This window comes from Streptomyces telluris (genome assembly GCF_024519335.1).
Lineage (GTDB): Bacteria > Actinomycetota > Actinomycetes > Streptomycetales > Streptomycetaceae > Streptomyces > Streptomyces telluris.
Map to the genome: position 1 here is coordinate 62015 of NZ_JANIID010000003.1, position 12608 is coordinate 74622.

Sequence of the window (12608 nt, forward strand, 5' to 3'; positions counted from 1 at the left end):
TATTTAGCGGCGTCGGCAGAACTACTTCGGTAAGCACCCATGTGGGTGACGTGCGGGAGAGGCGAGAGATGCCGGTGAGGAGCAGCCCGACGGCGCGTCAACTCCGCCTCGGTGCCGAACTGCGCAAGCTGCGCGAGCGCGCGGGCCTGACGTCCACCGAGGCCGGGCGGCTCCTGGGCACCAACCAGGCGCAGATCAGCAACATCGAGGCCAGCCGCTACGGGGTGAGCGCCGAGCGCCTGCGCGCCCTGGCGCGCAACTACTCCTGCTCCGACGAAGCGCTGGTCGCGGCCCTGATCGAGATGGCCGGGGAGCGCAAGCGCGGCTGGTGGGAGGAGTACCGCGAGATCCTCCCCGCCGGGCTGCTGGACCTGGCCGAGCTCGAACACCACGCGGTGGCCCTGCGCGCCTCGTACGTCGCCCACCTGCCCGGCCTGCTGCAGACGGCCGAGCACTGCCGCGAGATCTTCCGCCAGGTCGTGCCGCCCCTGTCCCCGCCCGAGGTGGAGCACCGGGTCTCGCACCGCATCAAGCGGCAGGCCGTCCTCTACCGCGACGACCCCACCCCGTACACGGCGATCGTCCACGAGGCCGCCCTGCGCATGCGCTTCGGCGGCCCGCCCGTCGCGGGGCCGCAGCTGCGGCACATCCTCGCCATGAGCGAGCGCGAGCACATCAGGGTGCTGGTGATCCCCTTCGACGCCGGGGCGTTCCCCGGCTCGGGGCAGTCCACGCTGTTCGCGGTCGGCCCGGTGCCCCAGCTGGACACCGTGCACGTCGACCGCGAGCACGGCTCGGAACTGGTCGACGCGGCGGCGCAATTGGACCGCTACCGGATGGTGCTCGACCGCATGGAGTCCGTCGCCCTGGGCGAGCGGAGGTCCCGGGACCTGATCCTGGACATCGTCCGCGCCCTGGAGGGCAGGTGAACGGGTGAATCTGCAGAACCCGGACCCTGGGACGGACCTCCGGGGGTAAGGCTCTCGTCATGAGGCGATCGAGGAGGCGGCAGCGATGAGCAACGAGCTGGGGGACCTGCTGGGCGGGCTGCTCGGCGGCGGCAGCGGGGGCGGCAAGGGCGGCAACCTGCTGGCCTCGCTGCTCACCTCGCTCGGCGGAGCCGGCACGCACGGCGCGGGCAGCAACCCCCTCGGCGCCCTGCTGGACACGCTCAAGGAGGGCGGCTTGGCGGCGAAGACCGACTCGTGGGTCGGCAACGGGGCGAACCAGGAGGTCAGCGGCCCCGAGGTGGCCCAGGCCCTGCCGTACCAGGCGCTCGACCACGTGGCGCAGCAGGCGGGCGTCACCCCCGAGGAGGCGGCCGACGAGATCGCCCGGACCCTGCCGCAGGCGGTCGACAAGCTGACCCCGGCCGGCGAGGTGCCGGAGGGGTCGCTGGAGGACCTGATCCGGCAGCAGTCGTAAGAGAGCAGTCGTAAGGCAGCAGTCGTAAGGCAGCAGTCGTAAGGCAGCAGTCGTAAGGGAGCAGCCGTAAGGGAGCAGCCGTGAGAGAGCGGACGGCCCCGGCGTACTCCGGGGCCGTCCGCTCGGGCGGTGTGCCTGAGGCGTTACTTGATGACCGTGATGCGGTCCGCCGCCGGCGGGGCCAGCGGGGCGCCCTTCGACGAGTGGGCCGTCAGGTAGGCGTTGAAGACGTCCAGGTCGGACGCGCCGACGCGCTTGTCGGTGCCCTCCTTGAAGGCGGGGAAGCCGTCGCCGCCGCCCATCAGGAACTCGTTGCCCGCGACGCGGTAGCTCTTCGCCGGGTCGACCGCGGTGCCGTTCAGCTTGACCGACGCGGCCGGGACGCGGTCGGCGCCCTTCTTCGTCAGGTCCAGGGTGTAGGTCAGGCCCTTGCTGATCTGCAGGATCTTCGGCTGGGCCTCGTTCGGGCCGCTGACCTGCTGCTGGAGCGCCGCGATGACCTGCGCACCGGTGAGGGTCTTCGTCTGCATCATGTTCGTGAACGGCTGGACGGTGAACGCCTCGCCGTACGTCACGACGCCGTCGCCCTCGCCGCCCGACGCCTTGAAGGCGAGGTCGGAGCGGATGCCGCCGGGGTTCATGAAGGCGATCTGGGCGCCGCCCTTGTCGGCCGGGGCCAGGGCCTCCAGCTGGGCGTCGGCGATGACGTCGCCGAGCGGCTTCTCGTAGGCCTCGGAGCCGCGGCCGTTGATGTCGGCGGTGATGTAGCCGACGGGCTTGTTGGCCACCGGCGCCGCCAGGGTCTTCCAGCGGTCGATGAGCTTGGTCATGTCCGCGGCCTTGGGCTGCTCACGGTTGACGACGTGGTTCTTCGCCCGCGGGCTCTTGACCGTCGTGCGGACGATGTCCTTGGTGCGGCGGTCGTACGTCAGCGTCGTGTCGGTGAACACGCGGCCGAAGGAGGCGGCCGAGGTCACCGTGCGCGGGGCACCCGACGGGTCGGGGATGGTGCAGGCGTAGGCCTGGTGGGTGTGGCCCGTGACCAGGGCGTCCACCTTCGGCGTGACCTTCTTCGCGATGTCCACGATCGCGCCGGAGATGCCCGCGCCCGCGCCCGGGGTGTCGCAGTCGTAGTTGTACGCGCCCGAGGCCGGCATGCCGCCCTCGTGGATGAGCGTGACGATCGACTTCACGCCCTGGCGGTCGAGCTCCTTGGCGTACTTGTTGATCGTCTCGACCTCGTCGGCGAACTTCAGGCCCTTGACGCCCTCGGCCGTGACGACGTCCGGCGTGCCCTCCAGGGTGAGGCCGATGATGCCGATCTTCACGCCCTTGTGCTTCCACACCGTGTAGGGCTTGAGGATCTGCTTGCCGGACTTCTCGTCGGTGACGTTGGCCGCCAGGTAGGGGAAGTCCGCGCCCTGGAAGGTCTTGCCCTTCTCGAAGCAGCCCTCCTTCGGGTGGCAGCCGCCCTTCTGCATGCGCAGCAGCTCGGCACGGCCCTCGTCGAACTCGTGGTTGCCGACGGAGGTGGCGTCCAGCTTGATCTTGTTGAGCGCCTCGATGGTCGGCTCGTCGTGGAAGAGGCCGGTCATCAGCGGGCTCGCGCCGACCATGTCGCCGGCCGCCGCGGTGATCGAGTACTCGTGGCCCTTGCGGGCGGAGCGCAGCGAGTTGGCGAGGTACTCGATGCCGCCGGCGGGTATCGCCTTCGACGTGCCGTCCGGCTGGGCCTCCGTCACGGTGCCCGAGGAGCCCTGCGGGGGCTCCAGGTTGCCGTGGAGGTCGTTGAAGGAGAGCAGCTGTACGTCGACGGTGCGGCCCGTACGGCCGTAGGAGAGGGCGTCGGCCGGAGCGGCCGTGGCCAGGACACCGGCGGTGGCGGCGAGCGCGGCTGCGGTCGCGGTCAGCCGTCTCGCCATGCGCTTGCGTGGCGGCGTCGCGTGCATGTGTTCCCCTTTATGCATGTTTGCGAGTGAGAGGTGGGTGGAATGGTCTGCGGCAGCCTAGATCAACCCGCGTAGAACGTCAGCAGGGTTGGCTGTGACGATTCGGCGTCACCCGCGTCGTAGGCTCGCACCATGAGCGACGTCACGAACAACGCGAACGGACAGCGGTCGGTCGAGGTGCTGGAGGAACTCCCGCCCGAGGTGGCGCAGGACGTGCTGCGGCTGGTGACGGAGGCCGCGGCGGTCGACGGGCAGCCGGCCGTCTCCGAGCAGGGACGGCTGCAGCTGAAGGGCCGGCGGGCGGGCGTGCGGCACGTGCTGCTCCGCACGGGCGGCGGGGAGCTCGTGGGCTACGGGCAGCTGGAGGACAGCGACCCGGTCGAGGCGCCCGCCGGCGAGCTCGTGGTCCACCCCTCCTGCCGGGGGCGCGGGCACGGGCGGGCGCTCGGCTCGGCGCTGCTGCACGAGTCCGGCAAGCGGCTGCGGATCTGGGCGCACGGCGGCCACCCCGCGGCACGGCACCTGGCTCAGGTGCTCGGCCTGAGCCTCTTCCGCGAACTCCGTCAGATGCGGCGCCCCCTGCACGACCTCGACCTCCCCGACCCGGTGCTGCCCCCCGGGGTGACCGTGCGGACCTTCCGCCCGGGCGAGGACGACACGGAGTGGCTCGCGGTGAACGCGGCGGCCTTCGCCCACCACCCCGAGCAGGGCTCGCTCGTCCAGCGCGACCTCGACGACCGCAAGGCCGCCGGCTGGTTCGACCCCAAGGGCTTCTTCCTCGCCGAGAAGGACGGCCGGATCGTCGCCTTCCACTGGACGAAGGTCCACGCCGAGGAGGGCCTCGGCGAGGTCTACGTCCTCGGCGTGGCCCCGGGCGCCCAGGGCGGCGGCCTCGGCAAGTCCCTCACCGCCATCGGCCTCCGCCACCTGGCCGGCCAGGGCCTCCCCACGGCCATGCTCTACGTGGACGCCGACAACGCGGCGGCGGTGGCGGTCTACGAGGGCCTGGGCTTCCAGATCCACGAAACGGACTTGATGTACCGCACGGAGAGCTAGGCGGTCCTGGCTGCGCGGGCGGCTCCCAGGGCCTCGCGGAGGTCCGCAGTCGCGGTCAGGGTGCTCCACCGATCCTCTGCGGGATCGGGGAGGACCCAGACGCGGCCGCCGCGGTATGTGCCCGGCGGCGGCACGAAGAGCTCGGAGCCCTTGGGGTACGGGGTGACACCGGGGGTACCGGCGAAGCGGACGCCGCCCTCACCGAGCGGAAGCAGCCACCACATGGCATGTTCCGCGCCGCCCATCAGGTAGGGGCCGATGTGGCGCCCACGGGCCCTGAGCCCGGTGACGGCGGCGGTCGCCGGAGTGAAGTCGATCCGGACGAGCCTCCACTCCCACCCGACCAGCAGGGGAGCCGTCTCGCCGGCCGACCAGAGGGCGAGGGTGGTGGCAGGGTCGTACGACGCACGGGACAGCCACCGGGAGACGGCGGCCATGGGGTCGTCCTCGGCGTGCCGGTGGGAGACGGACGGGATCGGCTCTTCGACGACTGGAGTTCTCATGCCAACAGAACATCGCTCGGCGAGGCCACGGACCAGGCCGGATCCGCGGACGCTTGCGCGGACATATCGCAGGACATTCTCCCAGTGGCGCAGCGGTCAGCGGACTACCTTGAGCAGTGACGCACTGGGGAGGCGGCCGTGGCGGACATGCCGGGGAACCCGTTGTTCGTACGGGCCAGAGTTGCTCAGGGGCTGCACACGCAGGAGGAGTTCGCCGAAGCGTTCGAGGGCATGGCTCGCGAGCTGGGTTTCAAGCTGACGGTCTCGGTCCGGCAGGTCCGCCGCTGGGAATCGCGGAAGCCGGGCTGGCCCCATCCCTCTGCGCGGATGGTTCTCCAGGCCCTCCTCCGGAAGTCCGCTGAAGAGCTGGGGTTCGCCCGGCCGGTTCGGAATGCCGGGCAGACCGCTGCGGCGGGCCGGCCGCACGATGGCCCTGTGAAGAGACGCGACTTCGTGGCCTGCTCGCTTGCCGCGGTCGGTGCGGTGAGTGTTCCGTCCTCTCCTGAGGAGGTCCTTGCCCGGACCAGGGCCGATCCATTGGACCGGTTGCGGACCGTCCTCACAGGCGCTGCGGGCTGCCGGGCAGAGCCCAGCACCACCGAGGCTCTGGCATGGGCGTCCGCTTCGGCGAAGCGGCAGATTCAGCGGTGCCGCTATTCCAGCGTGGCCAGGAGCTTGCCGGACCTGCTCGTCGCGCTCGAACCCCGGCGCGGATCAGGCGAAGAGCGGCGCAAGATCGATCGCGTCGCAGTCGAGGCCTATCACGTAGCCGCTTCACTTCTGTTGAAGAACGACGATGCCCCATCTGCGTGGGTCGCTGCCGAGCGGTCCATGGCGGCGGCTCGTCGGACCGAGGACGCGGCGGCCGTCGCTTCGGCTTCGCGCATTCTGACCCACGCGGTAACTGCGGTCGGCCACCATCGGCAAGGAGTCGGCGTTGCCGTCCGGGGGACGGACGAGATCTCCGGTGGAGTGTCCCGGTCCAGCCCCGGCACGGTCGCCGTCTTCGGCGCCTTGCTGCTCCGAGGGGCGTGGGCCGCCTCGGTGGCCGACGACCGCGATATGGCCGAGGCGCTCTTGGACGAGGCCGGGAGGGCGGCCGGTCTCCTGGAGGAGTCGAACCTGCAGGGGACCGCGTTCGGGCCGAACAATGTGCTCCTGCACAGGGTTTCCATCGCCCTCACCCTCGGGGATGCCGGTCGAGCGCTTGCAGAGGCGCGGAAGGTGGATGTCAGGGCACTGGCTGTCGCGGAACGGCGTGCTGTCTTCTGGACGGACGTCGCTCGTGCCCTGCGCGCCTGCGGGAGAGTCGAGAAGGCCACGTCCGCCCTGCTCGCAGCCGAGAAGGAGGCCCCGGAGGAGGTTCGGTCCCGCCCCGTGGTCCGGGAGCTGATCGGAGACTTGCTGATGCGGGACCGGGGCGGCCGGGTCCCCGTGCTGCGGTCCCTGGCAGCGAGGGCACAGGTGGCGGTATGAGTACGAGTCCATGCCGGGTGCTGTACCTGATCATCTGTGCGGCGGGCCCCGCCGTGGACGCCGTGCGTTTGGTGGACGCGGCCAGGGACCGCGGCTGGGACGTGTGCGTGATCGCCACTCCGGCCGCCGCCGACGGTGGCTTCATCGACCGGCCTGCTCTGGAGGCCGCTACGGGTCGGCCCGTGCGCAGCGCTTGGCGCCGAACCGGCGAGGAGAAACGCAACCCCCCGGCGGATGCCGTCGTCGTGGCGCCGATGACGATGAACACCGCCAACAAATGGGCCGCCGGCATCGCCGACACGTACGCCCTCGGCCTGGTCGCCGAGGCTGTCGGACTGGGACTGCCCGTGGTCGCCCTTCCCTTCTGGTCGACGGCCCTGGATTCCCACCCCGCCACGCGACGTGCCGTGGAAACGCTGCGCGGCACCGGCGTCCGAGTGCTGCACGGAGAAGGCGAGTGGACACCCCACGCGCCAGGTACGGGTGAGGAACGGCGCCCGTCGTATCCGTGGCACCTTGCCCTGGACGCCGTGGAGGGTCTGGCGCCCTGACCGTAGTCGAGGGCTGAGATCAAGGCAGGTCGACCTGGAGCGGCGGGATGGCAGCATAGAGCACAGGAGCAGGCGAGCCAGCCGTCAAGTCGCGCGATTCACCCCGTGGGGAAGGGACTTGGACCGCGTGGCGTGCCTGTCTGCGTTCTCGGGCTACGGTGCGCGCATCGGGTTGCTTCGTAGGGAAACGAGGCGACCCCCGGCGGTGCAGCAACACCGGGCCCGGGGGTCTGCACCCGCAAGGAGAAAGCGCTCCTCAGGAATGCTCAGGCATGCTATCCCTCCTGCGTCCTTCTTCACGCAGGTCTCCAATGAGATTCTTCGCCACCCGCGTCTGTCATCCGACGCCGTCCGCCTGCTGACCTGGCAGCTATCGCTTCCGGACGGTGCGAACGAAGCACTTTCGAAGACGGCGGAGCGGGCAGGGATCAAGAAAGTTGCGTTCATTCGGGCGAAGCGCCAACTCCTGGCCGAGGGTTACCTGCACGAGTGGCGGCGTCAGGGAGCGACCGGACGGTGGGCGACGACCCAGATGGTGTCCAGCGTGCCCCTGTCCGCGGCGGAGGCGATTGCTGTGTGGGACGGCCGCGTGCCGGACGGGCGGCCGACGGGCGGGATTCCGGCCACCGGTGAGCCGACGGGCCGGTCCGTCGGCCGTTCCCCCGAAGACAACAACGGTGAGAACAACCTCCACCCTCCCTCCCCGGCGGCTGAGGCACTGCCTGAGCCGCCTGCGTCCCTGGTCGAGCGCGGAGCTCAGGCGCTGGCAGTGGTATCCCGTAGTGAGCGGCGGCTGCGACTGTCGGCGCCGGATGTGGCCAGGCTGGCGCCACTGGCCGGGGAGTGGTTTCTGCGGGGTGCGCCGATGGCGGAATTCCGCGAGGCCCTGACCGCCCACCTCCCAGGGGTCGTCCACCACCCGGCGGGTCTGGTCCGGGACCGGTTGCTCCGTAAGATGCCGCTGGCCCCCACCTTTGCGGAGCAGCGAGCGTCAGAACCCCAAGGCGTGCCCGGCAGCGCGGTGTCCTCCCGTGTGGCCGATATGAGGGAGTGCCGGGGGGACCACGTCCAGCCACGGCTGTTCCGGCCGGTGGCGGACGAGGCGCTGTGCTGGGAATGCTGCCGGGCCATGGCAGGTACCCGTGACCGTGCGACTGTCCCCGGCTCGGTGTCGGCGGCATTCAGGGGAGCGGGCGCGGTCCGGGCGGCCTTGCGTGGCGAGTCGGGGTGACGGTTTGGATGGCTTCGCCCGGGGCGGGGACGTCCGCCTCACGGGGCCGGGGGCGAGTCCTCCTTCTTCGTCAGGGGGCTGGGCCACCAGATGTGGCGGCCCACGTCCAGGTTGAGGGCCGTGACCATGACCGAGCGGACGATGAACGTGTCCAGGAGGATGCCGAAGGCCACGGCGAAGCCCAGTTCGGCGAATTGGGTCAGGGGGAGGGTGGCCAGGACGGCGAAGGTGCCGGCCAGGACGACGCCCGCGGAGGTGATGACGCCGCCCGTCGCGGCCAGGCCGGTGAGGGTGGCCGGGCGGGTGCCGTGTTTGAGGGCCTCTTCCCGGATGCGGGTCATGAGGAAGATGTTGTAGTCGATGCCGAGCGCGATCAGGAAGACGAACACGTAGAGCGGGAAGGAGTTGTCCTCCGCCCCGAAGCCGAAGACGTGGCGGAAGACGAGGGCGCTGACGCCGATCGTCGTGGCGCAGGAGAGCACGACGGTGGCGATGAGCAGCAGTGATGCCACGACGGCGCGCAGCAGCAGGACCAGGATCACCAGGACGACCAGGAGCACGATGGGGGCGATCAGGGCACGGTCGTCCTTGGTGGCCTGCTTGACGTCGAGGTTCAGTGCCGTGTTCCCGCCGACCCGGGCCTGTGCCCCGGGGACGGCGTGGAGTTCCGTGCGGGCGCGTTCGACCGTGCGGAACGCGGCCTTGCTGTCGGGCGCGTCGGTGAGGGTGGCGTAGAGCAGGGCGTCGCCGCCCTTGGTCATGGGCGGGCTGACCGACCCGCGGTCGATGCCGGGTACGGACATCAGGGCGGTGCGCACGGCCTCGGCCCGGTCGGCCCTGGCGGTGACGAAGACGGGGCTGCCGAGGCCCGCGTCGAAGTGCCGGTCGATGATCTTCTCGCCGGCGACCGAGTCCTGGTGCGTGGTGAACGCCTGCTGGTCGGTCAGGCCGTGGGAGTTCAGCTGCACCATGCCGGCGGCGGCCGCGGCCAGGATCAGGGCGGTGACGACCCAGGTCGTCCGGGGCCTGCGGGCGATGCGGTTGCCGACGGCGACCCAGCGGCCGGTGTCGATCGGGTTTCCGGAGCCGTACCCGGGCTTGGCCGGCCAGAAGATCCACCGTCCCACCGTGACCATCAGCGCGGGGAAGAGCGTGAGCATCACCGCGGCGCCGACGACGATGCCGACCGCGAAGACCGGGCCGAGCCCCCGCGTGGAGTTCATGTCGGCCAGCATCAGGCAGATCATGCCGACCGCGACCGTCGCGGCGCTGGCGATGACGGCCGGGCCCGAGCGGCGCAGGGCCTCTTCCATGGCCGCGTGCCGGTCCTCGTGCCGGCGCAGTTCCTCGCGGTAGCGGGCGATGAGCAGCAGCGAGTAGTCGGTGGTCGCGCCGAAGACGAGGATGGTGAGGATGCCCGCGCCGTCGGCGCTGACCGTCAGCCCGCCGTGTTTGGCGAGGAAGTAGATGACCGCTTCGGCGATCTGGAGCGACACCCCGGCGCAGACGATCGGCATCAGCCACAGCACGGGGCTGCGGTAGGTGAACAGCAGGATCACGATCACCACGAGCAGCGTGGCGGCCAGGAGCGTGGTGTCGATGCCGCTGACGGCCTTGCTGAGGTCACCGGTGTTGCCCGCGGGGCCGGCGATGTGGACCGCCATGCCCTGGGCGCCGTCCCGTGCGGTCTCGCGCATCTCCTTGACGCGGTCGCCGACCTTGCCGAAGTAGTCGGGGCCCAGGTTCAGCGGCACGGTGGTCTGCGCCGCCTTGCCGTCCTCGGAGATCTCGGGGCCGGTGACCGGGCCCTCCAGGTCCTTGCGCCCGCCGAACACCTTCGCGTCGGCCGCCGCCTTCCGCTTGTCCGCCTCCGTCAGGCCCGAGGACCGTTCGTAGACCACCACCGCCGGGACGGTGTACGGGGAGCCGAACTTCGCCTGCGTGTCGAAGACCCGCGTGGACTCGGCGCTGTTCGGCAGGGACGACTTGACGTCGTTCTTCTCCACGCTGGAGAGCTTGCCCGCGAACCCCGCCGCGACGACGAGCACGATCAGCCAGGCGACGATCACCCCGTACTTGGACCGGCGGCCGGTGATCAGGCCGATCGGCAACCCCTTGCGGAACCTGCGGAACCCGTCGCGGCCGTTGTGGCCGGGGGCGGGACCGGTGCGTTCCCCGGACGGGTGGAGGACGTCTTCTGGCATGGTCCTGGTGCCTCTTCCTGTTCCTGGTCGGCTGAGGGGCGGCGGCGACCGGAGGGCGACGGGCAGGGACCGTGTGCGCCGCGGGCGGGGGAGGGCCACGGCGCACACGGTGACTCAGGTGGTGTCCGAGCCGTCCGAGCCCTCTGATCCGTCGGCATGCTCGGGTGTCTCGGTGGTGCAGGTGATACCGGTGAGCCGCGCCAGCGGGCCGTCCAGCGGCACGGCGGCGAGGGCGGGCTCGATCAGGCGCTGGAGCAGCAGGCCGTCGACGGCCGCACCGAGGACCAGGGCGGTGCCCTCGGGGTCGGCCGTGTTGCCGTGCGCCCGCAGCCATGCGGCGACGGCGGTGCGCCAGCGGCCGGTGAGCTCCGCCAGTCCGTCGCGCATCTTCTTGTTGCGGGTGGCCGCCAGCACCATTTCGCCGGCGAGGACGGCCGTGGAGGCGTCACTGGGGTACTCGGCGAGGGCGGCCAGGGCCTCCGGCGTCCCCGCGGGGCCCTCCGCGGCCTGCTCCAGCAGGGCGATCACCTTGTCGATCTCCCGCCGGGAGGCTTCCAGGGACGCTTCGACCAGCAGGTCGGTGACCGTGTCGAAGTGGTAGTGCACGAGCCCGGGGCGCAGCCCCGCGGCCGCGGCCACCTTCCGCGTGGTCACCGCTCCCCACCCCTCGTCCACGACCAGCCGCGCTGCGGCGCCGAGCAGCCGTGCCCGGGTCTCCTGGCCGCGTTCCGCCGAGGTGGGTGTCACCGTGCCGTCTCCCCGTCCGTCTCCCCGTCCGTCCGTCCGACCGGCTCGGCCGGCAGGGCCGGTCAGCCGCGTCGTTCAGCCGCGTCGGTCAACTTGGGCGATTGCCTTGGGCGTTCGCCCTATGCGTACCCACGGTAAGACCGTCGACACCTCGCATGTCACCCCCGGGCCGGAAGTTTCTGCCGTAAGTCCCGGCGTGAAGGGGCGCCTTTGGGCGCGCGCATCTGCTCCGCACACCCTCCCGGAGCCGCACGGGCGGGAGCTCACTCGGCGGCCGTGGCCCCGTCGGCGACGAGCTCGACGGGCGGCCGCTCCCCGGCCATCGCCGCGGCGGCCTCCCTCTTCAGCTGGTCCCGCATCACCACGTACTTCGCGTTCAGCTCGTCGGCCGCGACGAACCGGTTCACGCCGCGGCCGGTGGCGCGCGGCTCGATGCTCTTGACGACGTTCATGTCCTGGACCTCCTGCACGCGCTTCTGCGCGAAGAGGGCCAGCCTCGGCACGATCCGCCGCGCCGCCGGGAAGCGCAGGACGTCCTTCATCCGCTCGTCCTCGTACCAGCGGAAGAGCACCTGGGTGCTGCCCTCGTCGATCGGCGTCATCCAGATCGTCACGTCGAAGGGCAGCGCGTGGATGTGGACCATGCCGGGGAAGGTGAACGTCACCCTGAGGAAGTTGCGGTTGGCGGGATCGTCGTGCTGGCACAGCTCGAAGTAGTGCCGCAGGGTCGTCCCGTCGACCTCCAGACGGCTCTTCTCGACCTTCGTCATGGCGATGTAGCGCCTGCGGCCGTCGAGGCCGAGCTTCCTCAGCGTCCCGCCCCAGCCCATGTAGTCCGCGTAGTTGAACCAGTGGTCCCGGTGGACGACGGGCACGTGGTAGAAGTCGAGGAGGCTTTCGATGTAGCGGGTGTAGTGGACGGGCTGGCTCCAGGTGGAGGTCGCGTACAGCGCGGCCTTGCCGGCCACTTCCGGCGGCACCTGCACCTCCGGCAGGACGTCCAGGTCCTGCCCCCACCACATCCACACCAGCCCGTTCTGCTCGCGCACGGGGTGGGTGCCGATGCGCATCGACCGGGGAATGCGGGCGCCGGGCCCCAGGCACGGCGCGAGCTCGCACGCGCCGTCGGCGCCGAAGCGGAAGTCGTGGTACGGGCAGCCTATGGAGTCGCCGTACAGCCGCCCGCGGGCGAGGCTGGCGCCCTTGTGGGGGCAGCGCGCGTCCTGCAGCACCACGCGCCCCGCGCGGTTCCGCCAGGCGACCAGCTCCTTCCCTAATCGGCGGGCGCCGGTCGGCCGGTCGGTCCTCACGTCCTGCGACCGCAGGATCGCGTACCACTGGTTGGGTATCACGTCTGTCCCCCTGGAGTTCGCTCTGCCTGGCGCACACGTCAAGGCCACTGTGGCCCGGCTCACTGACAGGCCACTGACCGATGGCTGATGGCGCAGGCCCGCGCCGGAACGGCA

General features: G+C 71.0%; 10 protein-coding genes. 5 read left to right on the top strand and 5 right to left on the bottom strand.

The annotated features are described in order from the left end of the window. Positions 1 to 68: 68 nt before the first annotated feature. Together NQU55_RS04560 and NQU55_RS04565 are read left to right on the top strand one after the other, a co-directional pair. Positions 69 to 929, top strand: a complete 861-nt coding sequence (locus NQU55_RS04560) for a helix-turn-helix domain-containing protein (RefSeq protein WP_168092795.1) — start codon at positions 69 to 71, stop codon at positions 927 to 929. A gap of 85 nt (positions 930 to 1014) precedes the next feature. Continuing rightward, positions 1015 to 1425: a YidB family protein gene (locus NQU55_RS04565; RefSeq protein WP_168092796.1), complete on the top strand. Its 411-nt coding sequence runs from the start codon at positions 1015 to 1017 to the stop codon at positions 1423 to 1425. A 143-nt stretch (positions 1426 to 1568) separates the two neighbouring features. On the opposite strand, the gene NQU55_RS04570 is transcribed toward NQU55_RS04565, so the two are convergent. Next, positions 1569 to 3374, bottom strand: a complete 1806-nt coding sequence (locus NQU55_RS04570; protein ID WP_168092797.1) for a bifunctional metallophosphatase/5'-nucleotidase — start codon at positions 3372 to 3374, stop codon at positions 1569 to 1571. Between the two features lie 132 nt (positions 3375 to 3506). Here NQU55_RS04570 and mshD point away from each other — a divergent pair, with 132 nt between their 5' ends. After that, positions 3507 to 4430: a mycothiol synthase gene (gene mshD / locus NQU55_RS04575; RefSeq protein ID WP_168092798.1), complete on the top strand. Its 924-nt coding sequence runs from the start codon at positions 3507 to 3509 to the stop codon at positions 4428 to 4430. Here mshD and NQU55_RS04580 read toward each other — a convergent pair. Continuing rightward, a complete protein-coding gene (locus NQU55_RS04580; protein WP_168092799.1) occupies positions 4427 to 4933 on the bottom strand; it encodes a hypothetical protein in 507 nt (168 codons plus the stop codon). The two genes, mshD and NQU55_RS04580, sit on opposite strands and share 4 nt — an antisense overlap. A gap of 138 nt (positions 4934 to 5071) precedes the next feature. Here NQU55_RS04580 and NQU55_RS04585 point away from each other — a divergent pair, with 138 nt between their 5' ends. Both NQU55_RS04585 and NQU55_RS04590 read left to right on the top strand, forming a co-directional pair. Beyond that, on the top strand, positions 5072 to 6409 hold the full coding sequence (locus NQU55_RS04585) for a hypothetical protein (protein WP_168092800.1): 1338 nt from the start codon (positions 5072 to 5074) through the stop codon (positions 6407 to 6409). Next, positions 6406 to 6960 (top strand): flavoprotein, encoded by a 555-nt coding sequence (locus NQU55_RS04590; RefSeq protein WP_168092801.1) that lies wholly within the window; start codon positions 6406 to 6408, stop codon positions 6958 to 6960. The genes NQU55_RS04585 and NQU55_RS04590 overlap by 4 nt, the downstream gene beginning before the upstream one ends. A gap of 1269 nt (positions 6961 to 8229) precedes the next feature. Here the strand turns inward: NQU55_RS04590 and NQU55_RS04595 are convergent. From NQU55_RS04595 to NQU55_RS04605, 3 genes are all read right to left on the bottom strand, one after another. Beyond that, the gene (locus tag NQU55_RS04595) at positions 8230 to 10395 is read right to left on the bottom strand and encodes an MMPL family transporter (RefSeq protein WP_256789797.1); all 2166 of its coding nucleotides are present in this window, start codon (positions 10393 to 10395) and stop codon (positions 8230 to 8232) included. Between the two features lie 114 nt (positions 10396 to 10509). Next, positions 10510 to 11142, bottom strand: a complete 633-nt coding sequence (locus tag NQU55_RS04600; protein WP_168094831.1) for a TetR/AcrR family transcriptional regulator — start codon at positions 11140 to 11142, stop codon at positions 10510 to 10512. Positions 11143 to 11405: 263 nt separating this feature from the next. Then, on the bottom strand, positions 11406 to 12494 hold the full coding sequence (locus NQU55_RS04605; RefSeq protein WP_168094830.1) for a Rieske 2Fe-2S domain-containing protein: 1089 nt from the start codon (positions 12492 to 12494) through the stop codon (positions 11406 to 11408). Between the last annotated feature and the right edge of the window lie 114 nt (positions 12495 to 12608).

Excerpts from the sequence above, each read along its gene's own strand:
- NQU55_RS04570 (WP_168092797.1), bottom strand. The coding sequence starts at position 3,374 with ATGCACGCGACGCCGCCACGCAAGCGCATGGCGAGACGGCTGACCGCG.
- NQU55_RS04565 (WP_168092796.1), top strand. The coding sequence starts at position 1,015 with ATGAGCAACGAGCTGGGGGACCTGCTGGGCGGGCTGCTCGGCGGCGGC.
- NQU55_RS04595 (WP_256789797.1), bottom strand. The coding sequence starts at position 10,395 with ATGCCAGAAGACGTCCTCCACCCGTCCGGGGAACGCACCGGTCCCGCC.
- NQU55_RS04560 (WP_168092795.1), top strand. The coding sequence starts at position 69 with ATGCCGGTGAGGAGCAGCCCGACGGCGCGTCAACTCCGCCTCGGTGCC.
- mshD (WP_168092798.1), top strand. The coding sequence starts at position 3,507 with ATGAGCGACGTCACGAACAACGCGAACGGACAGCGGTCGGTCGAGGTG.
- NQU55_RS04580 (WP_168092799.1), bottom strand. The coding sequence starts at position 4,933 with ATGAGAACTCCAGTCGTCGAAGAGCCGATCCCGTCCGTCTCCCACCGG.
- NQU55_RS04590 (WP_168092801.1), top strand. The coding sequence starts at position 6,406 with ATGAGTACGAGTCCATGCCGGGTGCTGTACCTGATCATCTGTGCGGCG.